This is a genomic window from Arsenicibacter sp. R0_47, assembly GCF_057652235.1.
In genome coordinates, this window is the sequence record NZ_JBYFCJ010000004.1 from 547,070 (window position 1) to 571,312 (window position 24,243).

The 24,243-nt window shown below is 50.8% G+C and carries 17 protein-coding genes; 7 read left to right on the plus strand and 10 right to left on the minus strand.

Annotated elements, in window-relative coordinates:
* Positions 1-441: 441 nt before the first annotated feature.
* Positions 442-1,464: an LLM class flavin-dependent oxidoreductase gene (locus AC23NW_RS11325; protein WP_487449576.1), complete on the plus strand. Its 1,023-nt coding sequence runs from the start codon at positions 442-444 to the stop codon at positions 1,462-1,464.
* Between the two features lie 6 nt (positions 1,465-1,470).
* The gene (locus AC23NW_RS11330; protein ID WP_487449578.1) at positions 1,471-2,190 is read left to right on the plus strand and encodes a PD-(D/E)XK nuclease-like domain-containing protein; all 720 of its coding nucleotides are present in this window, start codon (positions 1,471-1,473) and stop codon (positions 2,188-2,190) included.
* Positions 2,191-2,205: 15 nt separating this feature from the next.
* Here AC23NW_RS11330 and AC23NW_RS11335 read toward each other — a convergent pair whose 3' ends face one another.
* Positions 2,206-3,327 (minus strand): carboxypeptidase-like regulatory domain-containing protein, encoded by a 1,122-nt coding sequence (locus AC23NW_RS11335; RefSeq protein WP_487449579.1) that lies wholly within the window; start codon positions 3,325-3,327, stop codon positions 2,206-2,208.
* Positions 3,328-3,525: 198 nt separating this feature from the next.
* Here AC23NW_RS11335 and AC23NW_RS11340 point away from each other — a divergent pair, with 198 nt between their 5' ends.
* Positions 3,526-3,888, plus strand: coding sequence for a DUF4260 domain-containing protein (locus tag AC23NW_RS11340; RefSeq protein ID WP_487449581.1), 363 nt, complete (start codon positions 3,526-3,528; stop codon positions 3,886-3,888).
* 19 nt (positions 3,889-3,907) lie between these two features.
* On the plus strand, positions 3,908-4,915 hold the full coding sequence (locus AC23NW_RS11345) for an NAD-dependent epimerase/dehydratase family protein (protein WP_487449582.1): 1,008 nt from the start codon (positions 3,908-3,910) through the stop codon (positions 4,913-4,915).
* Here AC23NW_RS11345 and AC23NW_RS11350 read toward each other — a convergent pair.
* The 7 genes from AC23NW_RS11350 to AC23NW_RS11380 all read right to left on the minus strand — a co-directional run bounded on the left by AC23NW_RS11350 (position 4,894) and on the right by AC23NW_RS11380 (position 13,720).
* Complete coding sequence (locus tag AC23NW_RS11350) at positions 4,894-5,907, minus strand: AraC family transcriptional regulator (protein WP_487449584.1); 1,014 nt, start codon at positions 5,905-5,907, stop codon at positions 4,894-4,896. The genes AC23NW_RS11345 and AC23NW_RS11350 overlap by 22 nt on opposite strands.
* A gap of 120 nt (positions 5,908-6,027) precedes the next feature.
* Positions 6,028-6,540 carry a DUF2911 domain-containing protein gene (locus AC23NW_RS11355; RefSeq protein ID WP_487449586.1) on the minus strand — a complete coding sequence of 171 codons (513 nt, stop codon included), beginning with the start codon at positions 6,538-6,540 and terminating at the stop codon, positions 6,028-6,030.
* 81 nt (positions 6,541-6,621) lie between these two features.
* The gene (locus AC23NW_RS11360; RefSeq protein WP_293835324.1) at positions 6,622-7,206 is read right to left on the minus strand and encodes a chemotaxis protein CheB; all 585 of its coding nucleotides are present in this window, start codon (positions 7,204-7,206) and stop codon (positions 6,622-6,624) included.
* The gene (locus AC23NW_RS11365; RefSeq protein WP_487449587.1) at positions 7,188-7,997 is read right to left on the minus strand and encodes a CheR family methyltransferase; all 810 of its coding nucleotides are present in this window, start codon (positions 7,995-7,997) and stop codon (positions 7,188-7,190) included. Before AC23NW_RS11365 ends, AC23NW_RS11360 begins: the two co-directional genes overlap by 19 nt.
* An 11-nt stretch (positions 7,998-8,008) precedes the next feature.
* On the minus strand, positions 8,009-8,374 hold the full coding sequence (locus tag AC23NW_RS11370; RefSeq protein ID WP_293835320.1) for a response regulator: 366 nt from the start codon (positions 8,372-8,374) through the stop codon (positions 8,009-8,011).
* Positions 8,375-8,426: 52 nt separating this feature from the next.
* Positions 8,427-12,038 (minus strand): response regulator, encoded by a 3,612-nt coding sequence (locus AC23NW_RS11375; protein WP_487449588.1) that lies wholly within the window; start codon positions 12,036-12,038, stop codon positions 8,427-8,429.
* Positions 12,039-12,124: 86 nt separating this feature from the next.
* Positions 12,125-13,720 carry a hybrid sensor histidine kinase/response regulator gene (locus AC23NW_RS11380; RefSeq protein ID WP_487449590.1) on the minus strand — a complete coding sequence of 532 codons (1,596 nt, stop codon included), beginning with the start codon at positions 13,718-13,720 and terminating at the stop codon, positions 12,125-12,127.
* A 252-nt stretch (positions 13,721-13,972) separates the two neighbouring features.
* On the opposite strand from AC23NW_RS11380, the gene AC23NW_RS11385 reads away from it, so the two are divergent.
* Positions 13,973-14,569 (plus strand): hypothetical protein, encoded by a 597-nt coding sequence (locus AC23NW_RS11385; protein ID WP_487449591.1) that lies wholly within the window; start codon positions 13,973-13,975, stop codon positions 14,567-14,569.
* A 59-nt stretch (positions 14,570-14,628) separates the two neighbouring features.
* On the opposite strand, the gene AC23NW_RS11390 is transcribed toward AC23NW_RS11385, so the two are convergent.
* A complete protein-coding gene (locus AC23NW_RS11390; protein ID WP_487449593.1) occupies positions 14,629-15,087 on the minus strand; it encodes a CHRD domain-containing protein in 459 nt (152 codons plus the stop codon).
* A gap of 406 nt (positions 15,088-15,493) precedes the next feature.
* Between AC23NW_RS11390 and AC23NW_RS11395 the strand changes: the two genes are divergently transcribed.
* On the plus strand, positions 15,494-17,758 hold the full coding sequence (locus tag AC23NW_RS11395; protein ID WP_487449595.1) for an aconitate hydratase: 2,265 nt from the start codon (positions 15,494-15,496) through the stop codon (positions 17,756-17,758).
* Positions 17,759-17,881: 123 nt separating this feature from the next.
* On the plus strand, positions 17,882-22,579 hold the full coding sequence (locus tag AC23NW_RS11400) for a fibronectin type III domain-containing protein (protein ID WP_487449597.1): 4,698 nt from the start codon (positions 17,882-17,884) through the stop codon (positions 22,577-22,579).
* An 8-nt stretch (positions 22,580-22,587) separates the two neighbouring features.
* Here AC23NW_RS11400 and AC23NW_RS11405 read toward each other — a convergent pair whose 3' ends face one another.
* Positions 22,588-24,222, minus strand: coding sequence for an SMP-30/gluconolactonase/LRE family protein (locus AC23NW_RS11405; RefSeq protein WP_487449598.1), 1,635 nt, complete (start codon positions 24,220-24,222; stop codon positions 22,588-22,590).
* Positions 24,223-24,243: the final 21 nt, after the last annotated feature.

A 24,243-nucleotide genomic window follows, 5' to 3' on the forward strand; every position in this document is an offset into this window, starting at 1 on the left:
AGCAAAATCATCTGACGGTGGTTTTGCTTTTTTTATTTCTCCACCTGATAATCACCTCTTTATCTTAATAAAGATAAAAATCTGTATTACTGGTTAAAAAAAATATCAGGAAAACAGCTATAAAATGGTGATAAAATCAGTAAATAAATCGCCGGAAAATGGGATAAAACCTGCTGATTTTTCCGGATGTCTTTCCGGTATTTTCTCCTAAATAATGCCGCTTATTACGGCAATAAACTACCAATATCCAGCTGTCTGTCAATCGCTTAAATTATCTTCTGATTCAGTAGACTTACGGCTGCAACCGGGTCCGGTACTATAGATTCCGGCTTCCGCGATCGCTGTTCCGGCAGAGAACCGTTAGGCAACAGGCTGTGTTACCCTACAAAAACAAACAGACTGGCGGTATCAATGCCGCCTTAACGTCTTACCGCTGATCACATGGAAACAGGTATCGATAGCTTTGCCGGGACAAATGCCCACGACATACGGCCGACACCGGCACAATACATGCAGGAAATGGCCAACCTGCTCGACCGCATTCAGCACGCCGACGAAGCGGGCCTCGATGTGTTCGGGATGGGCGAGCACCACCGCAAGGAGTTTATGGATTCTGCCCCGACGGTAATCATGGGGGCAGCTGCGGCCCGCACCAAAAATATACGACTCGCCAGTGCCGTTACGGTGCTGAGTGCCGCCGATCCGGTGCGTGTGTTCCAGAATTTCGCGACCCTCGATATTATTTCAGGCGGACGGGCCGAAATTGTTGCCGGACGAGGCTCGTTTATTGAGGCGTTCCCGCTGTTCGGGTTCAATCTGGATGACTATGATGCCCTGTTTGCCGAAAAACTGGACCTGCTGCTGACGCTCCGCAACAATGAAACGGTAAACTGGCAGGGCGAATTCCGGCCCCCACTGGTGAATCAAACGGTATACCCAAGGCCGGTGCAGGAAAAACTACCGGTCTGGTTAGGGGTTGGCGGTACGCCGCAATCGTTCGTTCGCGCCGGTATTCTGGGCCTGCCGTTAATGGTGGCCGTTATCGGCGGCGAAACGCACCGGTTTAAACCCCTGGTTGATCTGTACCGCGAGGCCGGTAAGCGGGCGGGGCATGCGCCGGAAAGCCTGAAAGTTGGTCTGCACTCGCTGGGCTACGTTGCCCCTACCCGTCAGGCGGCACTGGATGCCTATTTTCCTGGATATGCCGAAACGTTTACCCGTATCGGCCGCGAGCGCGGCTGGCCTCCGGTCACCCGTACGCATTTCGAAGCACAAACGCTGGAAAAAGGAGCCTTATTGATTGGTAGCCCCGATGAGGTAGCCGAAAAAATCCTGCGCCACAGCGAAGCACTGGGCGGAATTTCACGCGTTACCTTTCAGATGGATAACGCGGGCCTGTCGCACCGGCAGCTGCTGGACGCTATCGAACTGATCGGAAAACACATTGCCCCTGCCCTTCGTTAATCGTCCATGCTCGAACCAATAAACCTGTCGGAGACGGAATACCGGTCTCTGCCCAGAATAGCTAACTCGGATCTTACTGAACTGCATTTTTTGCAGATGGGCTACGCTGTCCGGCCAATCTATCCGTCAACGGCACAGTTTGGCACCTCCTATCACCAGCTGATTCTGGAGCCGGAAAAGCCGGTCAACTGGGATTTACATACCGAAAAGCAACGCCATGACCTGATGCACATGCAGCGGGCGTGGCAGCATTTTTTGTCGCTTTATCAGCAGAAAGGGCCATTCAGCTTTTCATCAACCGAGCAAATACTGCTTTTTGATCAGTCAACACCGGCCGGAACCGTAGCCTGCAAAGCCAAACTGGATGCTGTCGGCCTCTATCAGGACCAGCCGTGGGTTATTGATTTGAAAACCACTTCAGCAGCTTCGCTGAAGGAGTTTGTGAAATGCTTCGATAAATACGATTACGACCGGCAGGCCGCTTTTTACCTCGATGCCCTTAGCCTGAAACTGGACCAGTCGCTGCATAACAATGTGTATTTCATCGGTCTTCAGAAACAGCGGCCGTACCATGTCTATGTGGTGGATATGAACCAGCATCCGCGCATGATGCAGGTTGGCCGGCAGAAATACAGGAACCTGCTTCAGAAAGCAGTACGTGAGCTGGAAAACCCGACCGGCTGGCGCCCCTCGGCGTGGGGCGTAGGGCTTAGAGCGTGGGGTTAAGGGTTCAGGGGTGGTTCAGGGTTTGTAGCTTAACGGCAACAGCTCGGCCACCTTCTCCCAGCTCCAGTAGCCTTCAAACAGGATGTCGAGCGGTTCATAATAGTTTCCGTTCGGTTCCACACGGATTACGGGCCCTTTAAGTTGTATAACCGACGATTGCGGACCGCCCCGGCCAGACTGCTGCGAAAACGGGTTCTGCGCACGCAGGTATTCCTGCGATTCATTTTCTTTGGTGTAGGTGACCTGAATTATGTCGCTGAATTTCAGCACGGAATGGCCTGCATCGGATGAATCGGCAAGCACGAGGTAATCATTGGGCAGCGGCGTCCGGATGAGCATGCGCGTTTTTTTGGTCCGGACGGGCATACCACTCATCCGGATGGTGTCTTCCTTCTCAATAATCCGCCGCAGTTCAAATCCCTCCTCACCCAGACGGCGTTCATGTACCGACCGCATAAAATGCATGGGTGAGCCATAAAACGCCTTTTGCCGGTTCGTCTCCCAGCGCTTCTGCTGGCGCTGGTTTCTTGCTTTCATTTCCTGCAATACCGGATAACCCATGTAAGTGAGGTAATGATGCCTGTAATCAAACGTAAACGATTCGAGCAGGTAGGTAATCGTATACCCCAGTGCTTTATTTTCAATTTTTAACGCCTCCCGCGCGCCGGCCGTCAGAAACGGAATGTCCGGCTTAAAATCAAACCACAGTACTTCGGGATTCAGCAGCCGGCAGTCTTTTGCATGCTCACTTAAGCCGATAAAGTTCTTTTTGAAAAACTGCAGATGCTCTTCCCACTCGGCATCCCGTTTTGCTTTTACATGCACCTCAGCCAGTTGGTTGGCCATCGGTTTCAACCTGACCTTATACGTACGCGCGCTGTCTGCCTGCACCGGAAACGCAAACGTTTCATAGCCGACAAACGACACAACCATATCATACCGGCCGGGCTGTACATTCGTCAGGATAAACCGGCCATGCTCATCAGCCGTGGTACCTTTCGTGGTGTTTGCCAGAAAAATCGTCGAAAAAGGTAAAGGTTCTTCCGTTTCGCCATTTACCACCTGACCACGAATGGTCCGCTGCGCCAGACTCTCCCATGAAACAAAAAGAAGTATACAAATCAAAAGCCGTATCATACATCACATTCTTGTGCACCGGCAAAACTACACATTATAACTAATACTTTAGTTATAGCTTCTGCTATTTCAGAAACCCATTCTTTAGCCCGTCAGGCATTTTTTTCGTAATCCGTCAGTCAGCTTGCACATTGTGTCAGTTCTGGTCCGCGTCCCGCCACCGACCTTTGTCTTATCAAAACGCAACAGAAAAACTACATGAAAACGCTCCTGAAAACCGAAGAACTGGCCCAGTTTGCCTTAACCATTGTCCTTTTCTCATACCTGCCTTATGCATGGTGGGTATACCCTGCCCTGCTGCTACTGCCCGACGTCAGCATGCTCGGCTACCTGATCAGTCCGAAAGCCGGTGCAATCGGGTATAACATCGGCCATCACAAAGGGCTGGCGGTCGCCGTTGGCATGGCCGGTTTTCTGCTGGCATCACCGGTACTGATGCTTACCGGTCTGATCCTGTTCGGCCATTCAAGTATGGACCGCGCGATGGGGTATGGCTTTAAGTATGCCGACAGCTTCCAGCATACGCATTTAGGTAAAACCGGAAAAACAGTACACGCTTAATCACTGAACAATACGCCTTATGAACCCTTCTGTTCTGATTCTCGGCTCAACCGGCAGCATTGGCTATGCCGTCACCAAACACCTGCTCCGGCAGCAATACCGCGTAACGATTCTGGTACGCAACTCCGCAAAGGCTGAAGCGCTTTTCGGTCAGGCGGCTAACCTGACGATTATTGACGGTGATGCGCAGGACACAGATCTTCTCAAGACGCTGGCACATAATAAAGACTTTGTCTTTCACGGGGTGAATTATCCTTACCACCAATGGTTCGGCAACATGGATGTTGTCACGCAGAAGCTGATCAGGGCTGTCAGTCCGGAGACGACGATTGTATTTCCCGGTAACATTTACAGTTTCGGACTGATGAAAACGCCGATCCGCGAAGACTCGCAGCCGGCCCCATGCAGCCGCAAGGGAGCGCTCCGGCTGGCGATAGAGCAACAACTCGAACAAGCCGCGCAAGCCGGAACATGCAGGGTAATCAATGTGCGGCTGCCGGATTTCTGGGGTCCGAATGTGATGAACGACGGGGTTCGGCCGATATTTGAAAATGCCCTGACGGGTAAGGCCATTCCGTGGCTTTACAACGCTGACATTCCGCACCAGACCGTTTATACGCCGGATGCGGCCACGATCATCGGCCGGTTAATGACACGCTCTATGGAAAGACACCCTGCCCTTTCGGCTCCCTACACTGTCTGGAACTATGGCGGACACACGTTTGAAAGCATGCGGAGTTTATTTACACAACTGACCGGTATAACCCGTAAACCGTTGACAATGAAGGTATACAGCAAGTTGTTTGTCAGGGTGATGGGTTTGTTTATTCCGGTGCTGCGTGAGGTCAAAGAGATGGGCTATCTGTACGAAAATACCGTGTTGCTGGACGACAGCCGTATCCGGTTGCTGTTTCCGGACTTCACCGAAACCCCGCTGACGGAAGCGTTGACGCAGACACTGAGCTGGTTTGCCAGTCAGAAGAACCTGCCGTTTACGCCTGAACCTCAGGCAGCGACTGTCCGGTAAGCGCCCGGTGTCTGGCCCGTCCAGCGTTTAAACGACCGGAAAAAGACACTGGGTTCGGAAAAGCCAAGCAGATAGGCGATATCCGTTGTGCTCAGGTGCGGCTCCCGCAGATGACGCACCGCCAGCTCCCGCCGTACCTCATCGAGCAATTGCTGGTAGGTAACGCCTTCGTCTTTCAGGTGCAGCTGAAGTGTCCGGACACCCATGGCCAGCCGGTCAGCGACCAGCGCGAGGGCAGGTTCTTCGCCCTTCAGCAGGCCCAGAATCTCCTGCTTTACCCGGGCCGACAGGCTGGGTTGCCGCAGTTTTGCCATGAGTTCGCCGGCATGTTGTTCAAAAATCGGGAACAGGGCCGGATTAGCATTCAGTACCGGTGTATCGAGCCAGTCAGCGCTGAGGATCATTTGGGTAACCGGTGCATCGAACACCAGCCGGGCAGGCGCAAAAATCCGGGTATGCTCGGTTATATCCAGCGGTCGGGGATAGGCAAAATGCACTTCGAGGGCTGTTACGTGCAAACCGGTCAGCGCCCGCATGGCAGCCTGATAAATACTCAATTCTGAATTCAGCGCATGTTCCGGATAAATAATGTACGGGCTGATTATCCTCAGACTGAGCGCAAACCGGTTATCGGGCAAACGCTCTCCTTCGGTCACTACGCCTTCGCAGACAATATCCTGATACTGACAGAGTTTATCAAACGCTTTGCCGAGGGTCGGGCAATGCATCATTACGTAGGCAAGCACGCCCACGGCAACCGGATTGATTAATTCGCAGAGATGGAGCGACAGATGGATATCATTAGTGGCTTCGATGGCTTCGCGCCAAAGCTGCTGCACCACCGGAATCGGGATACGGCCGTCGGGATCTTTGAGTTGATCCGCAGATATGCCGACTGCCCTGAGCAGGGCTTCGGTGTCGGCTCCGCGCAGACGGGCCCCGAAAAGAATCAGATTAAACGACGAAACAGACAGCGTATGTGCAGCATCCATACGCCGAAGGTACTGATTTTTTACGTTTATTATGCTGACGCAGCAGGCCTCCCATGGTTACTTTCAGGTCATGAGCCCTGGATGCTTCCTGCGTCAGCATGACAAAAATCCGAAAAGTAATTACTTCACCGTAAATGAAGCCGTTGCATCGGCCCACGTCAGCGATACGACTCCTTTCGGCGTAACGTCGATGGTGAATTTCTCGGTAAACGATTTTGCTTTTTTAGCCGGTACCATTACGCGCAGCACGTCTTCATCCTGCTTATAGGAAAATGCACCCCACTTTGTGGTTTTGTTAATAATGATCGTCCACTCCTTTTCCCCCGGAATGGTAAACAAGGCATATTTGCCCTTTGCTACCGGCTTACCTTCCAGTTTTACATCATCGGAAAATTCAATGGATGTGGTTTCATTGGCACCGGTCCGCCATACCTGACCATACGGAGCGATTTTACCGGCCGGATCCCAGACATTACGGCCTTTCACCGATGGCTGGCTGTAATCAATGGTAATGGTTTTGCCACCAACGGTTGCCTGTGCCTGTGCCGGCGGGCTTGGGCGGCTGGCTTTGTCCTGTTGTGCCATGGCAGTCACGGCGAGCAGCGAAAAAAAGAAGGCGAGTACCTTTTTCATGTGTATTTGTTTAGCAATAATTTAGGGAGCTAAATGTAATAACTCTGCTGCATTATTTTGACAAGCCCGTAGTAAAACGGGCTAATTATTTAGCAAGTTGAGCAGCCTGGCTAATTCAAAGATATCCAGCACATAATCCACATTCGCTTCCTGAATGGCCTGTTGCGGCATGTAGGCTACCCGCGCCGTTTCCGGCTTCTGGACAACAATCAGCCCCCCTGCCCGCTTGATGGCTTTCAGTCCCGCAGTACCGTCGGCATTGGCGCCTGACAACAGAATACCAACCAGTTCCGGACCAAATACTTCGGCGGCAGATTCAAACGAGACGTCGAGCGAGGGGCGGCTATAGTTAATCTTTTCCGATGCATCCAGGGAGAAAACCAGGCTGTGCTCAATCAGCAGATGATAATCAGCAGGTGCCAGGTAAACCTTTCCGGTTTTCAGCGGTTCCTTATCGTCTACCTCATGGATAATCAGGCGGGATTTACTGGTCAGCAGCTCCGCCAGGGCCGATTCAGCCGTGTGTTTCCGGTGCAGGACAATGATCAGGGCATAGGTAAGCGTTTCGGGTAACGCCGGCAGCAGTTTCAGGAGCACTTCGATGCTCCCCGCCGAACCACCGATAATCACAGCCTTACAGGAATGGGTTAACTTACTTTTCTCCATATTTTTTCCTGTGAAAACTGTTTAAACTTCGGTTCGACACTGGAGAAACGGAGTGTTTCACGGGTGCCGAGCGCCAGAAAACCCAGTTGTGCCAGGCTATCGTAAAATAACCGCAGCACCCGCTCCTGCAATGCCTTATCGAAGTAAATCAGCACATTACGGCAAAGTATCAGGTCAAATTCATTGAACGAACTGTCGGAGACGAGGTTGTGTGTCGAAAAAATCATTTTTTCGCTCAGCGACTCATCAAATTTCACCTGACCGTAATGGGCGGTATAGTACGAAGAAAAATCCTGCACACCCCCGGACGCAATGTAGTTTTCGGAGTTCTGCTTCATCTCACTGAGCGAGAAAAAGCCGCGCCGTGCCTTCTCCAGCACCGTCGGGTTCAGGTCGGTGGCATACAGCAGCGATTTATGCAGCAGGTTGGCTTCTTTCAGCAGAATAGCCATAGAATACACCTCCTCACCGGTCGAGCAGCCGGCATGCCAGATACGGATAAAGGGTTTTGCCCGCAGGTTATCAATTACCTCCTGCCGCAACACTTTATAGAAGCCCGGATCGCGGAACATTTCCGTAACGTTGACCGTCAGTTCTTCCACAAAATGCTTCAGAAACGGTTCATCGGACCTCAGCCGGTAGCGGAGCTCGGCAAAGCTGGGAAATTTATCGAGCGTAAGAATCCGCTGCACCCGCCGTTTCAGCGAAGCACGGGCATAATTGGTAAAATCGTATCCGTATAGTTCAAATAGATCATTTAGTAAAAGATCAAGATCATGCTCCTCAATCATCAATACACAAGTTAAAGTCGCGCAAGTAATGTCAACAATTTATCGACGTCAATGGGCTTGGAAATATAGTCATCAGCACCGGCTTCGAGGCATTTTTCGCGGTCGCCCACCATCGCCTGCGCGGTTACGGCGAAGATCGGGGTTTCCCGGCGTGTGCTGATGCTTCTGATTCGTGGTATGGCCTCGTACCCGTCAATGTCGGGCATCATCATATCGAGTAATATTACATCAACCTCCTCCTCCGTCTGCAAAAGCGCAAGGGCCTCTTCGGCGTGCAGGCACGACAGGCAATCAAATGATTTTGATTTCAGAATTGCCTTGAGTGCAAATATATTTCTGGCATCGTCGTCGATTATTAATACTCGTTTTTTACGCATCTTGTTTGATTTTTATCCCTTTAGCTGCTCATTTCGTTTGTTAACTATCCGCTTACCGTTCGTACAGCCAGACGCGGAGTAATGACATCAGCTGATCGATATCAACCGGTTTGGTAATATAATCAGACGCTCCGGCCTGAATGCATTTCTCCCGGTCGCCGGTCATGGCCTTGGCCGTTACGGCAATTACCGGCAGGTTCTTCCAGCGGCTGTTTTCGCGGATCTTCCGGGCGGTTTCGTACCCGTCCATTTTCGGCATCATCATATCGAGCAAAACCACATCAATTGCCGGATTTTCGGTCAGTTTCTGCAACGCCTCCTTCCCGTCGAGGGCCGTCACGACACTCATCTTATAGGTTTCCAGCGCTTTCGACAGCGAGAAGATATTCCGCACATCGTCGTCGGCTACCAGCACCGTCCGGTTTTGTAGTACCTGACTCAGCGCCCCCAGCTTACGTTCTTCCAGACCGGGGCTTCCCGACCCTTTGTTATTCTCAACCAGATGCAGGAACAGGGATACTTCATCCAGCATACGCTGGTATGAATGAGCCGTTTTCACAATGATCGAATCAGCGTACTTCCTGATTTTCAGCTCTTCGGCCATCGACAGACTCTTGCCGGTAAAGATAATGATCGGTAAGTTTTCGAGCCCCGGCGTTCTCCGCGCCTCTTCAAGCATTTCATAGGCCTTCGAGTCGGGGATGCCCATATCCAGAATCACACAATCGACCTCCTTCCGCTTGAGCGCATCGATGCCGGCGTTCACATCGCTTTCCAGCTCCGAATTAATGCTGAATGTTTCAAGGAAATAGGCCAGTGCCTTCGCGTGTTTCGGATTATCTTCAATAATGAGCACCTTTTTCGCCTTCCGGTCGAGCACACACTCGATTTTTTTGAAGACATCCTGCATCTGCTCAAAGGCCATTGGTTTGTTCACAAAGTCAATGGCGCCTTTCAGGATACTTTCTTTTTTCAGCCGGTGCGATGACATGATATGGACCGGAATATGGCGTGTCCGCGGGTTGGCCTTCAGGGCATCCATCACCTCCCAGCCACTCATGACCGGCAGCTGGATATCAAGCAGAATGCCATGCGGCTGGTAGATACCGGCCAGTTCGAGCCCTTCGTCCCCCCGGACCGACACGATGCCTTTGTACCCGCGTTTCCGCGAATAATCCAGCAGCGAGCGGGCAAAACCGGTGTCATCTTCAATGATCAGGATGGTTTTATCATGTTCAGTAATGTCTTTCCGGTCATCCGGAATAGCGGCCGGTATAATGGTACTAATGTATTGATGCTCTTTCGTTTCTACAACCACCGGAATGGCGGGGACCACAACCGGCTCAATAGCCTTCGTAATCACCGGGGCTTTTTCGGGCAACAGCAGTTCCTTATCGGGTGCCACCGGTATACAGACCGTAAACTCACTGCCCTTGTCCGGCGTACTGGTCAGCAGGATTTCGCCGCCCAGCAGTTTGGCCAGCTCGCGGCTGATCGACAGGCCCAGGCCCGTTCCGCCGTATTTGCGCTTTGTCGATCCGTCGGCCTGCTGGAAGGCTTCAAAGATCAGGTGCTGCTTATCGGCGGCAATGCCGATACCGGTATCCTTTACGGCAAAACAAACGACGTCCTTCTGTTTCGGATGTCGCTGTACGGCAATCGTAACGCTACCTTTTGCCGTGAATTTCAGGGCATTCGAAATAAGGTTTTTCAGAATCTGGCCAAGCCGCATCTTATCGGTTTCAATCATTGGCGGCACATTCGGCGCCACACTGATCGAAAAGTCGAGTTTTTTCTCCCGTGCCAGCGGCGTGAACAGGGCCGATAACTCCGAGGTAATATCATTGACGGCCACATCCAGGTATTCCAGCTTCATCTGGCCGGCTTCGATTTTCGACAGGTCCAGAATTTCGTCGATCAGCCCCAGCAGACCGTTCCCCGACGATTGAATGACCTTCGCGTATTCTACCTGATCGAGGGTCAGGTTTTCTTCGTCGTTTTCAGACAGCAGCCGGCTCAGCAGCAGGATTGAGTTCAGCGGCGTCCGGAGTTCGTGCGACATATTGGCGAGGAACTCCGATTTGTAGCGGGTGCTGATTTCCAGTTCTTCGGCTTTGCGCTGGATTTCGGCATTTTTTTCCTCCAGCAGGAAGCTTCGTTCTTCCAGCTCGGCATTGGTCTGCTGCAACTCCTCCTGCTGCACGCGGAGTTCTTCTTCCGACGCCTGTAGTTTCTGGGCCTGCATTTCCAGCTCGGCGTTCAGGTTTTCCAGCTCGGTATGCTGCGCCTGAAGCTCTTCCGACTGGGCCTGTGTTTCTTCGAGGAAATTCTGTAGCTTGATGTAATCCAGCGCCGAGTTGACCCCGATGGACAGTGCCTCGGTATTACTCTCCAGAAACGTGAGTTCCAGCGCAGAAGGCGCTTTCAGTAAGCCCAGTTCAATTACCCCGATGCAAACCTGATCGTAAATCAGCGGCAGAATGACAACGGCAGTCGGCCGCACTGAGCCCAGAGACGAATTAATGTCAAAATAGGTCTCCGGAAAGTCTGATACGACCATCGTTTTCTTCGTCGAAATAACCTGTCCGACCAGCCCCTCACCGGGCAATATCCGGACCGGAGCGTTCTTGGCGGCATACCCTGCCATCAGTGAATAGGTACCATCTTCGTTGATGATGTACATCGTCCCCAGCGGGGCTTTCACATAGTTAGCCAGTTTATCAATCAGACTCGCCGCCAGCCGTTTAAGCTCCCGCTGGCCACGCATAGCCTCACTGAGGGAGACCGTGCCTGTCTGTAGCCAGTCTCTGTCTTTCAGATCATTGAATGTTTGCTCCAGCGATCCGGCCATGCTGTTGAGCGCTCTCGCGATCCGGCCCAGCTCATCCTCTTTTTCATCCTGCGACCGGACCGTATAATCACCACCGGCAATAGCCGAAGTCACCTGTTCCATCGCCGTTATCCGGCCGGTTGTTTCGCGGTAGAGGGCCTCTGCTTCCCGTTGCCGGGCAATGCGTTCGTCAAGATCCCGCTTGATACGGAGATAGGTACTGACCGTAATCAGGATGGAAATAATGGCCGCCAGTGCCAGCAGATACGGCGTATAGGTAATATAAAACTGTTGCTGCTCAAGGCGCCGTTTCAGTAATGCGTTTTCATCTTTTTTTATCCGGTTAACGACAAGCCGCAGATCATCCATGATCTTCATGCCCTTCAGCATCTCCTGATGGCGGGCCAGCGTATCCTGTGCTGACCGTTTCGAGCGCCGCACCAGATCAACAACCCGCTGCATCTGCGCAAACTTGTTTTCATACAGGCTTTTAACCAGCTCCAGATTACGGTTTTGCGTTTGACTTTCCACTGTCAGCGTCTGAAGTGTCTCATAAGAATTTGTTACTTTCTCATAAGCTCCCGTATATGGCTTTAAAAAGCGTTCATCGAGCGTCACCAGATAGCCCCGCTGTCCGGTTTCGGCGTCTTTCATAAACGAGATAACATTCTCGGCTTCCAGCAATACCTGATTGGTATGGTTAACAAGCTTCGAGTTATCGATTAGCTTCTGCGTGCTGTAATAGGAAGCAAATAAGCTCAGGATCAGAATCAGGATTGACGCTGAGAAAACAATCTGTAACTGTCGGATGACAGTAGTAGCGGCTGATGTCATTGAATGCGTGAACGTTGGGCGTAAAATTTCGTCAGTATACGAAGTTGGTAAAGGCAGCCGGTTGGCCACACGGCAGTAGTTCCGGTTTACGGAGTAAGAATCACGGCCGGTTCAGGGCTCTGTACCAGCGGCAGCACAATGATAAACTGAGACCCCTCGCTTACCTTGCTGCGTGCCCAGATCAGGCCGCCATGTTTATCAATATTCTTTTTGGCAATGGCTAGTCCGATGCCGGTACCCTCGTAATTTCCCTGCGTTTCCAGGCGCTGAAAAATCACAAAAATCCGGTCCAGAAACTTTTCATCGAAGCCGATGCCGTTATCCTCCACAACAATCCGGCAAAAGTCACCCGTATCCGAAGCCGGACTGTCAATGTCTTTATCGCGGATGAGTTCTGCACGGATCCGGATATCAGGCGCCTGATCGGTCCGGGAAAATTTCAGGGCATTGCTGATCAGGTTCTGGAACACCTGCCGGATCCGGCCGGGCACAATCTCCACAACCGGTAAGGTTTCGATCGTGATCCGTGCTTTCTTGCGGCTGATTGTCTCTTCAAAATCGGTCATCAGCTCCTGCATCAGCTCATTCAGGTTTGTCGGCACAAACGGGGCAGGCATCGTCAGCTGCGAGTAGGCCAGCAAGTCTTTAATAAGCCGCGCCATGCGGGCCGATGCCCGGATAGAACGATCCAGGTACGACACTGCCTCCGGATTATCTTTCAGGTAATTTTCCTTGACCATGTCGTTGAAAACCTGAATTTTCCGCAGCGGCTCCTTTAAATCGTGCGACACCACCCACGCAAACTGCTGCAGTTCGTGGTTAGTCCGCTCAAGCTCATTGTTTTTGGCCAGTAACTCCTGTGTCCGCTTGCTGACTTCCTGTTCCAGCATTTCAGCCGTTACTTTCTGGGCATGAATGTCGGAAAACGTACCGACCCAGCGCACAACAGTGTCCTGCTGGCGTACGGGCACAATCCGGAGCAGGTAAAACCGGTACGCTTTTGTGTGCAGATCCCGCAGCCTGACCTCCCTGAAAAACTCCTCCCCGGCGGCACGGGCAATTTCCCAGTCTTCGCAAATATGATGATCGTCGGGATGGAGTTCAGGAAATGTGTTTTCATCCTGCGAATACAGAAACCAGTGGTTATTCACGTATTCAATCCGGCCTTCCGTAGTGACAGTAAACGCGATCTGCGGTAATGACTCCATGACAGACTGTAGTTCCTGCATCCGGTCGGCCAGGGCTTCCTGCGCCCGTTTCCGGACCTCCACTTCCTTCTGTAATGCCTTCTGGGCTTCTCTCAGCTCCTCCTGCTGTTTGTATAAACGGTGCAGGGTCTTCACTTTCAGCACCAGAATATCCGGATCAACCGGTTTCGTAAGGTAATCAATACCGCCTGAGCTGTAGCCTTTGGTAATAAATTTTTTCTCGGTATTTACCGCCGACAGAAAGATAATGGACGTATCGCGAGCCTTACTGAAGCCCGCAATAGCATTGGCAACCTCAAAGCCGTCCATACCCGGCATCTGAACGTCTAAAATGATAACAGAATAGTTATTCTTCAGTACCTTTTTTAAAGCTTCTTCACCGGATTCCGCACTGTCGACCGGAAACTGATGCAGTTCAAGAATCTTTTTAAGGGGAAGAATATTTTCTGGCCTATCATCAACAATGAGAATCATATTCCAGGAAACTCGTTTTATACTTTAACGTGAGTAAATATGTACGTTTTACACGTAACTACACCGAAGTTAATTGAATTATCTTTCATCTGCGTATTTTTTTAGCGAATACCGGATACGGAAACCGTTTCTGCTCTTTCCGTTAACACAAAATACGTTTTTTGACTACTTTCCGATTTACTGTTTAATTATCCGTTTTCCATTTCTTAACCTGTAACTTGCAGGCATACAAAACTAAACCGCATAATCAGCATGAAACGATTCTTTATCCTGCCGCTTACCGTTATGGCACTCCGTACGATTGCCCAGACACCCGTTCCGCCGGCCGCTATTCAGATTAAACTGGCCACCCTTGCTGCGCCGGCCGATAAGCGCGACGGCGCAACGGTTATGGGCTATAATACTACTAACCAGCTTGTTGAACTCAGGAAAGGCACAAACGAAATGATTTGTCTGGCCGATGATCCGGCGCAGAAAGGCTTCAGCGTATCGTGTTATCACCGCGATCTTGAGCCGTTTATGAAACGGGGCCGTGAACTGAAACAGGAAGGCAAAAAGCCGGATGAGATTCTGAAAATCCGGGAGTCTGAAGTGAAAAGCGGTAAGTGGGCGATGCCGAAGCACCCGTCTTCATTGTTCGTTTATACCGCAAAAGAGGAAAATGTGGACCTGACCACCGGTGAGGTAAAAGACGGGTACCAGCGGGGTGTGGTTTATATCCCTTATGCCACGGCCGAAAGCACCGGCCTGCCGACCTCGCCGGCGGCTCCGGGCATGCCCTGGATCATGGACCCCGGCACACACCGGGCACATATTATGGTGAACCCACCCGCCCAGCAGGGTAAATAAACAGAAAAAGGGGCTGCGTTCAGAAACACCAGCCCCTTTTTATGGTAATCCTTTGTTTTCTATTGCTTTTTAATGTCGCCCCGGATTTCGCCGTTCGGGTAGACCGCCGTATGGAAGTTAACGTAATACTGCCCGTTCAGGATGCTGTCCCGCTGCGTACGGCGCAGCGACGTGGTGCCGCTGATCGGTGACGTCAGGCTGGCAAACGGAATGACCGGTGCGCCGGTGCCGTTTGTGCTGTCGATCCGGTGAATATGTCCCGCCGTCGGAGTGATACCCTGATACGTCACAGTATAGCTCATAACGTTCGTCGTTGTATCGATCATGCCGGTCATGGTACCGGTAGCGGTTGAGGTTGTCGACGTTGGTTTTTCCTGTAAGCCGTTAATATCTGCTTTTATGTTAACGACATTGTTTGTCGGTGTGGGGTTGTTATTGTTATCGTCGTCGTTGTTACAGGCTGCAAAAACTGTCATCACTGCCAAAAAGGCCGCCCCTCCAATCCATTTCGAGTTCATTCGCTGTTGAGTTTTATGGTTGTATACTAGCAGAATACTATATCCCATCGGACTAATCTGCTTGTCACTATTACAATGACATTTAACCCAACATTATTGTCAGTCGTTTTTCAAATTGAGCCAACGGCCCCGTTACGGCTTTCTGAAATTCCGGTAAAACCATCCGGAAAGCCCCTGAATCTATACTGATTACCAATTATTTCAGTATTTGTAATCAGTATAAAGTCCGTATTGCCAAAAATGCCTTAATTTTGGGCCGGAAAACCAATCTGCGTTAATCAATCTTTGGTTCAGCGTTCCGGGTTCTGTGTGCTGTGTTTCAGGTTTACGCTGATCACAGCAGCTCAGTATTCAGTAACTCAGAACAAAATGTAGGCGCAACTTTAGACCCAGTTAATTATTTGCTATGGCATTTGATTTTGACATGATTCAACGCGTTTACGCTGGTTTGGGCGAACGCGTCGAAGCTGCCCGCAAGGTAGTAGGCCGTCCTCTGACATTGTCGGAGAAAATTTTATACGCTCACCTGTCAGCCGGTACTCCGACTCAAGCTAATGAGCGCGGAAAATCATACGTTGATTTTGCCCCTGACCGTGTTGCGATGCAGGATGCAACAGCCCAGATGGCGCTGTTACAGTTCATGCAGGCTGGCCGGTCAAAAGTAGCCGTACCGTCAACTGTACACTGTGACCACCTGATTCAGGCTAAAGTTGGTGCTGTAGAGGATTTGGCCATTGCCAACGATAAAAACAAAGAAGTATATGACTTCCTGGCGTCGGTGTCGAACAAATACGGCATCGGTTTCTGGAAGCCGGGTGCCGGTATCATCCACCAGGTAGTGATTGAAAACTACGCTTTCCCGGGCGGTATGATGATCGGTACGGATTCGCACACGCCAAACGCGGGTGGTCTGGGTATGATCGCTATCGGTGTCGGTGGTGCAGATGCCTGCGACGTGATGGCCGGTCTGCCATGGGAGCTTAAAATGCCTAAACTGATCGGTGTTAAACTGACCGGTAAACTGAGCGGCTGGGCTTCTGCCAAAGACGTAATCCTGCAGGTTGCCGGTATCCTGACGGTAAAAGGCGGTACGGGCTGTATCGTTGAATACTTCGGCGAAGGTGCTGAAAGCTTGTCAGCTACCGGAAAAGGCACTATCTGTAACATGGGTGCTGAAATCGGGGCGACAACATCGATCTTTGCATACGACGAGAAAATGGCCGACTACCTGCGGTCAACCAACCGTGCGGACATCGCCGACGCAGCCGACGTGGTTGCTGCCGACCTGCGCTCCGACGATGAAGTATACGCTGATCCGGCGTCTTACTTCGACCAGCTGATCGAAATCAACCTGTCTGAACTGGAGCCGCACGTAAACGGTCCGTTCACGCCGGATCTGGCATGGCCGCTGTCTAACTTCGCCAAAGCGGTTAAAGAAAACGGCTGGCCGGAAAAACTGGACGTTGGTCTGATCGGCTCATGTACGAACTCGTCGTACGAAGACATGACCCGTTCGGCGTCTATCGCTGAGCAGGCCACGAAGAAAAAACTGAAAGTAAAAGCTGAGTTCACGGTAACGCCGGGTTCTGAGCTGGTACGCTACACTGCCGAGCGCGACGGTCTGCTGGATACATTCGGCCAGATGGGTGGTGTGGTACTGGCAAATGCCTGCGGACCATGTATCGGTCAGTGGGCGCGTCACATGGACGACCCGAGCCGCCAGAACTCAATCATTACCTCATTCAACCGGAACTTCGCGAAGCGTAACGACGGTTTCGCCAGCACCCACGCGTTTGTGGCGTCGCCGGAGATTGTTACGGCACTGGCCATTGCCGGAAGCCTGACATTCAACCCGATGACCGACAAGCTGGTTAACGAAGACGGTGAAGAAGTAATGCTCGACGAGCCGCAGGGCCTGCAGCAGCCGGTAAAAGGCTATGCCGTTGAAGATGCCGGTTACCAGGCACCAGCCGCTGATGGTTCAGGTGTTAACGTACTCGTCAGCCCGACGTCAGACCGTCTGCAGTTGCTGGAGTCATTCCCGGCATGGGAAGGCACCGACCTGTCGGGTCTGAAACTGCTGATCAAGGCAAAAGGCAAGTGTACGACTGACCACATTTCGATGGCCGGTCCATGGCTGAAATTCCGTGGTCACCTCGACAACATCTCAAACAACATGCTGATCGGTGCGGTGAACTATTTCAACGACCAGACCAACAGCGTGAAAAACCAGCTGACAGGCGAGTACGGCGAAGTACCGGCCACACAGCGGGCCTACAAAGCTGCCGGCATCGGTACGGTAGTTGTCGGTGACGAAAACTACGGTGAAGGTTCATCACGCGAGCACGCGGCGATGGAGCCACGTCACCTGGGTGTCCGTGCGATCCTGGTTCGTTCATTCGCACGTATTCACGAAACAAACCTGAAAAAGCAGGGTATGCTGGGCCTGACCTTCGCTAACCCGGCCGACTATGACAAGGTACAGGAAGACGATTCGATCGACATCCTGGGTCTGACAACGTTTGCCCCGGGTCAGCCACTGACCGTCCGGCTGACGCACGCCGACGGATCTGTTGACGAGTTCCCGGTAAATCATACTTACAACGAAGGTCAGATTGAGTGGTTCAAAGCCGGTGCGGCCCTGAACCTGATCAAGATGAAGCAGGCGTAATCGCCTGGGCTTCGGTATACTATCCCGGCTAGCGGCATGACCGCTGGCCGGGATTTTTTGTTTATTTATCCATATAATTTCAAAAAATAACCTTATAATTACTGCATTCTTATATCACCATTTATGAGGCGTTTACTGACCCCCTTTTTTCTCATCATAATTTTCACGTTTTCATTCCCATCACTTTTTGCAGCCAGAATAAGCCCCTCTGATACCTCGGCCACTATTTATCCACAAGCTGCTATATGTAAAATTCCGGGTTCACTCGCCTTGCAGGAAGCGACCTCCAATACCGCACAAATCGTGTGGGAATGGCCTGCTCCAGGAGAGACCAAAATGTATCGTACCCGATGGAGGCTTTCAGGCTCGACAATTTGGACTGAAGGCAACAAGACGTCTTTATGGTATTACAATGTAAGCAACCTGGTTAATAACAAGACTTATGAATGGCAGGTAAAGGCGTTCTGTTCCGATGCAGACTCTTCCGATTATTCCCAATCAGCCTACTTTAATACTACCTGCCGCCTGCCAACATTGGCACCTGCAAGCCAGATAAAACCTGCTTCTATTCAATTAAACTGGTTTAACAGAGGCGAAAATATTAAAAGTGATATTAGATGGCGTAAAGCAGGGCAAACGGAGTGGACAACCATCAGTAATCTTTCCTCAACATCGGTTTCCCTTTCTGGTCTAACGCCGGAAGTTACCTATGAATGGCAGGTCAGAGCTGTCTGTGGTGAAAATGATTACTCTGATTACACTGCCATTAATACTTTTCTACCCCACTGTATTATCCCCGAACCTCTTTCAGAGAAAGTTTTATCCAGTGCTGCAACTTTATTCTGGAATGCTTCCTCTGCGACTAAATTTATTGTTCAATGGAGAGAATTGAACACATCCGAATGGCAGGCAAGCAATGTCATTACAGATCACACCTACACGCTGACAGGCTTAACCTATAGTAAAGAATATGAATGGCGGGTAAAAACAGTGTGCGATGAAAACCTTATGTCTGATTTCAGTTCGATCCGCTCATTCACGGCCCTATGTTCTAATCCTGTCATCGTTAGTCTGAGCAACCTTACGTCAACCACTTCCAGACTAACATGGGTTTATGAAAACCCTGATTTACAGTATGAAGTACGCTGGCGAAAAAACGGCAGTGCAGTCTGGAGCATGGAATCCAACCTGATGACCAACGCATTTTCATTTACCGGCTTAACACCCGGAGCGGACTATGAATATCAATTACGACTGAAGTGCACTGATAACCAGTATTCGGCCTATACGGCTATCCGCTCATTCAAACAACCCTGTCTTCCACCCGATGCATTTCAATATACCTACTTAAACAGCGGATTATCGATTAGCTGGGAATCAGATCCGGGAATCCTCTGGAATCTACACTGGAGGAATGAACAATCTGCTGAATGGCAGATCAGTACGCCTTTATCCGAAAGTAACTTTCTTCTGGACAAGCTGGTAGCAGGGACTTTGTATTACGTTAAAGTGGAAAGTGTTTGTTCCCCAAACCTACACTCCGCATTTTCACTAACGATGCCTGTCCGTATCGAATGTACTCCTCCTGATAATACCGCTGAGGCTAATCTTAGCCCGTCAACCGAGCGAATATACTGGAGAACTATTGGTTATGGTGTGCGGTATGAATTAAGATGGAGAGTATCAGGGTCAGTGAACTGGTCTACGGTTGACACATTAACCACACCAGGTTATACGTTGGGCGGTTTAAAACGCGGCATCACCTATGAATGGCAGATCAGAAGTAAATGTAGTCAGGGCCAAGCTTCAGATTTCACTCAGATCAGATCGTTCACAATACCTTGTCCAACCCCACAGGGACTTTATGAAATTTTTAGTTCGCACCTCAGTAATAACTTGTTCTGGAATAGGATTGACAGCTTAGCTTACAGGGTCCGATGGAGAAAAACAGGAACAGGCACATGGATAACGTCCGGCGTGTTGACGACCAATTCGTTAAGTTTAAGTTTACTGGAAAGCAGTACCCGATATGAATGGGCAGTACAGGCAGTTTGCGCAGATGGTGTTGGCGGAGATTATTCATTACCCCGCTCCTTTTCAACATCGGCTTGCGACGTACTTTCAGGTACTCAGGAATACGGTATCTCTCCGACCAGCGCTTTAGTATACTGGGATTCATTCAGCGGATCCCGTTATCAATTACAGTGGAGAAGCTCTGAAACCCAACCCTGGAATACTACACTATTGTCAATAAATACCTTTGCATTATCCCGCCTTTCCATTGACTCAACCTATGAATGGCGGGTTCAGAATGTTTGTGCTGATGAGAGCAGATCACTATTCACTGTACCAAGATCTTTTTCATTAACCTGTTCTAAACCGACCGCTTACTATGAAGAAACTACCTCTGATGGCGGCATCACCTTATATTGGATAGCTAAAAATGGTACGAGCCGTTTTCGTGTGTTCGTCCGGAAGCTGAATGATACAATTGCATTTACCAGTCAGGTTTTATCGGGTACTCTTTGTCACGTAACCGGACTTACTCCGGGCGAACAATACAAATGGCAGGTTGAAGCCGTTTGTTCTGACAAAATAAGTTCCGGCTTTGAAAACGTACGCACATTTATAGCACAAGGAGCCTGTCAATTTCCTACTAGCACAAGTCAGAAACTTGCCTTAACATCAGCAGTCCTGAGTTGGAATAATACAAACGGAAATGCTTATGTTGTCCGCTGGCGAGCTGTCGGTGATCCTGTCTGGACAGTTACTCATCCCGTTATCACTACTTCCTGTAGTTTAACCGGCTTAGTTCCCGGAAAGGCCTACGAATGGCAGGTCAAATCAATTTGTAAGGACACTGTCAGTTCGCTTTTCTCACCGATGTCCAGCTTCACAACTCAATGTCAGAAAGTCACATCCACCGGATCGTTTTGGATCACGCCCTCATCAGCCTATTTATCCTGGAGCCCTATTGATAATAGGACAATATTCGAGTACAGGTGGAGAGAGACAGGTACTTCGGAATGGAATAGCCAGTCTGATGTAAAAGAAAATGTAGTTAAAATCAATGGGTTAAAAACCGGCAAGCAGTATGAATGGCAGGTACGGGCACTATGCAACGGATCCGTTTTCGGTGAATACTCCGATGCGCTCGTATTCACAGCAGCCTGTAAACCACCTCCGAACACATCGGTCTTATGGGTTAAGCCTGATGAAACTTTACTTGGCTGGAGCCTCAGCGGCGAAGCAAATACCTATAATCTTCGCTGGCGACAAGTGGGCTCAACTCAATGGAGCACAGTATTTAACCTATCCGGTCAACGATATCAACTTACAGGCCTTACGAATAAAACCCGTTATCAGTGGCAGATACAATCTATCTGTGAAGACGGCAGCCTGTCTGAATTTTCAGACCTTCACCCATTTCAAACCGATTGTGCTCCCCTGCCATATACGTCCATTGAGGCGACATCCCCTACCTCCGCTAATCTGGCATGGCCAGGTTTAAGCGGTCTTACCTACAAAGTTGACTGGAGAAAAGCCGGTGAAACAACGTGGAATAGCCTTACTACTCTGTCAAATAATATCACGTTAAGCAACCTCCAACCAGAGACCACCTATCAGTACCGCTTACAAAGTATCTGCACAAGCGAAATCAGCTCTGCCTATACAACTATTCAACAATTCACAACCGGCTGTTATTTTGATACTTTTGCATACACGGATAATATTACCTCTAACGCAGCGCGTGTCCGTTGGTCTGCACCGTTACAGGGTCAGCGGTTTCAGGTCCGCTGGCGTGTGCAGGGAACACAGGACTGGATCATAAGCGAAGTCCTGAGGACTAATTCCTTGTCCCTCCCAAATCTGGCCAATTCCACAACCTATGAATGGCAGCTTCGTGCTATCTGTCAGGATCAATCAAGCACTGAGTATGGCCAGGCAAATGAGTTTACAACGCAGTGTTCAATACCTTGCTGTACAAAGAGTTTTAATTCAACCCGTTCATCTGTACTTACGTGGCAAAGCTTCGGGCCCGCAGCACATTACCGGCTTCGCTGGCGAATGACAGGTAGTCAGACATGGACCATTGCCGATAATCTTCCCAATAGTCAGCTTCAGTTGTACGACCTGGCCGCCGGTCAGGCCTATGAATGGCAGGTGCAGACATTATGCAGCGACGATAACGAGTCTGCCTTTTCTCCGGTTACCTCGTTTACCTTTATTGCTATCGATTGCGATCCTCTGGAACCGAATAATACACCAGCTACAGCAACTCCTGTTGCTTCAACGACGTTTAGCAGCGCCTCTGTGTGTCTGGATACCCCCATCGATAAAGACTGGTTCAAGTGGTCTTTTCGCGGACAAGATTACTATATCCTGGTTATGCCATGGGACAGTTCCGCAAATACCGGGAATAATACCGGCAGTTACAGGTTATATCTGAATGTTAACAACGATACATTAACAGTGGAAACGCAATCCGTCAATGGCTCGCAAACAGATACTTACCTGCTTCTATATAACGCAGACAGGAGCATCCTGCTCGCCGAAAACGATGATACAAACTGGCCTTTTTCTCAGATTAAATACAAGCTGCCAACTGATTGTCTGCTTTTTTATACTCTCAAATCCGGAAACTGGACTGATCCGGGAATATGGTCATGTAACAGAGTTCCAGGTGAGCATGATAGTGTTCAACTCTTACATCGAATTACCATCCCTGCAAATCACACAGCGCCGGCTGCCAAAATCACCATTGGTAATGGCGGCGTTCTCTTATTAAGTGATGGCGCAAAGCTCAGGACTTACAAATAACGCCCCCATCACAACTTCGGCGTCCCCGGCTTTACCGGTGCTTCGTAGGTTTTTACCCCCTGAACATTCAGTTTGCGGGCGTAGGTTTTGTCCCCGCACACGATATGCAGGCGATTATGGTCGGGGCCGCCGAAATAGAGCTGCTGCGGTTGACCGGCAGGTAGCGGCAGAATGGCATTGACACGGCCGACCTGGTCCAGCACCTGTATGCCCAGGCTCGTAGCCACATACACCCGACCGTCTTTATCACATGCCAGGGAAGTGGCCCCTGCGTTTTCGGCCGTATCCGGTACATGCAGCCAGCCATACTGCTGCCTGTTCGTCAGCCGGCCGTCGGGCAGAATCGTGTAGAGCCAGATCCAGTGCGTTGTCGGTTCCAGCACATAAAGCTGTGTCTGATCCGGTGTCAGGGCGAGGCCGGAAGCACTTCGCAGCCCCGTGTCTACCTGCTGAACGCGTTTGTTACGTACCAGATAAACACCGGCATCCGACGGCCCGGTAACCGTCATGTAGAGGTCGCCGCTATGGGCCGCCACCAGATCATTACCCCGAAGACCCTTTACCAGTACCTGCGCTTTCCCGCTCCGGTCATACGAAATTACTTCGCTGCCCGCCAGCAGATACTGTTGCTGATCAGCACCCGGCACCAGCTTGCCGGTACGCTTGCTGCGGGTTACCGGTTGCACAGCTGCCGGAACGGGTTGCCAGCCTTCACCAGGTAGCAGGATGTCGCTCAGAAACTGATTTTTTGTCTTGCCGGTGGCAACCGGTGCCGGCCAGTCCTTCCAGAGCCAGCGCATGGCTTCCGGAAAAACCGCTGTGCCGTGTTTCCCGTTATGCCCGCCTTCGCCCCAGACGTGCTGAACCGCATAACCGGAAAACGTTAGCGCGCGCTCCATGGCTTCATTGGCCTTCCACCAGTCACCGGCGTAGATATTCAGGTCATGGGCACCGTCCTGCAAGAAGACGCGGATGGGTTTAGACTCTGTTTTCCGCACCAGAGTGCTGTACCGGTCGCCGCCACGAAGGCCGACATACGTCCCGATAGCGCTGAAGACCCGCGAAAACGCATCCGGCCGCTCCCAGGCAGCGGTAAAGGCACAGACTGCCCCGCTACTCGACCCGCCGATGGCCCGGTCATTGCCGGATGTCGAGAGCCTGATAGCCCTGCCATCACTGGTCTTTTGCTTTTCGACCTCCGGTAACAACTCGTTAAGGATAAAGCGGGCATAGGCGTCCCCGAGGCCGTCGTATTCAAAACTCCGGTTAAACCGGTCAAGCGCTTTATCGGGGTTAGCCGCCCGCACACGACCAGGCGTAACAAAGACCCCGATGGTCACCGGCATCTTGCCCTGATGGATCAGGTTATCAAACACAGTCGGGGCTTTCCACTGAATCCCATCCTGATTGACATAAACGCAGGCGGGTTTATCGGGCGAGTACTGCGCCGGCACATAGACCCAGTACTCCCGCCAGGTACCGGGGTAAACGGCAGACTTTTCAAACGTAAATTTCAGCACCTCCCCTTTCGGAACACCCGCCTGTTCGACAGAAGCCGGATCATCGGGATAGGTTTCGGCCGGTGTCTGGGCCAGTACGGACGTGACCGCACACCACAATGCGAGCAATAAACGTATTTTCATTCGTCTGCCTTTGAGGACATT